At 66.8% G+C, this 627-nt stretch carries 1 protein-coding gene; it reads left to right on the top strand.

All coding sequences use genetic code 11. The features are described from left to right. A partial coding sequence (locus B4E30_RS08800) for an AMP-binding protein (protein ID WP_286794810.1) occupies positions 1 to 627 on the top strand: 627 nt, incomplete at both ends.

Genomic DNA, 627 nt, shown 5'->3' with positions numbered 1-627 from the left:
CGACATCACCGCCGCGCAGTTCCATGAGCGGGTCATCGCCCTCGCGAAGGGCCTCGTCGCGGCCGGCATCGAACCCGGCGACAAGGTCGGATTCATCGCGCGCACCACGTACGACTGGACGCTTGTGGACTTCGCGCTGCTCTTCGCCGGCGCCGTGATGGTTCCGATCTACGAGACGTCGTCGTCGTCGCAGATCGCCTGGAACCTCGCCGACTCCGGAGCGGTCGCGTGCATCGTGGAATCGGAGGACCACGCCGCGCGGCTCGAAGAGGTCCGAGGCGACCTCCCCCTCATCCGATCGGTGTGGGCGATGCACGCCGGCGACCTGGACCGCATGGTCTCCGAGGGCACCGGTGTCGAAGACGACGAGATCGAGCGCCGTCGGAACCTCGCGAACGGGGATGACATCGCCACCCTCATCTACACGTCGGGGTCGACGGGCCGCCCCAAGGGCTGCGTGCTCACCCACAGCAACTTCGTGGAGCTGTCCCGCAACTGCTTCGTGGCGCTCAACGATGTGCTCACCACCCCCGGCGCCTCGACCCTGTTGTTCATCACGACCGCTCACGTGTTCGCGCGCTTCATCTCGATCCTCAACGTGCACGCCGGTGTGAAGACGGGGCACCA

Origin of the sequence: Microbacterium sp. UBA3394 (assembly GCF_002358725.1) — a bacterium.
Taxonomy (GTDB): domain Bacteria; phylum Actinomycetota; class Actinomycetes; order Actinomycetales; family Microbacteriaceae; genus Microbacterium; species Microbacterium luteum.
The sequence above is the reverse complement of the archived record's forward strand: the minus strand, read 5'-3'. Positions and strand labels throughout refer to the sequence as shown.